The organism is Halomonas elongata (assembly GCF_029081005.1).
GTDB lineage: Bacteria > Pseudomonadota > Gammaproteobacteria > Pseudomonadales > Halomonadaceae > Halomonas > Halomonas elongata_B.
In genome coordinates this window covers 1-382 of the sequence record NZ_JAJQTQ010000123.1, presented here as the reverse complement: position 1 = coordinate 382, position 382 = coordinate 1, and the positions used below count along the sequence as shown (strand labels likewise).

Genomic DNA, 382 nt, shown 5'->3' with positions numbered 1-382 from the left:
ACGCGCTGGAAAAAGCGCTGCAGGCGGCACGCCTGCACTGCAGCGGCAAGCTGTGGTGCGTCTTCGGCTGCGGCGGCGACCGCGACAAAGGTAAACGTCCGTTGATGGGCGCTATCGCGGAAGAATTTGCCGACATCGTGGTCGTTACTGACGATAACCCGCGCACCGAAGAGCCGCGGGCGATTATCAACGATATTCTGGCCGGCATGCTCGATGCAGGTCAGGCGAAGGTGATGGAAGGCCGCGCGGAAGCGGTGACCAACGCCGTGATGCAGGCGAAAGAGAACGACGTGGTGCTGGTGGCGGGTAAAGGCCATGAAGATTACCAGATCGTCGGCAACCGCCGTCTGGATTATTCCGACCGCGTGACCGTCGCCCGTCT

1 protein-coding gene is annotated in these 382 nt (G+C 61.8%); it reads left to right on the top strand.

What is annotated here, in order from left to right; all coding sequences use genetic code 11:
- On the top strand, positions 1-382 hold a 382-nt coding region (locus LU493_RS19730), incomplete at both ends, for a glutamate ligase domain-containing protein (RefSeq protein WP_275289499.1).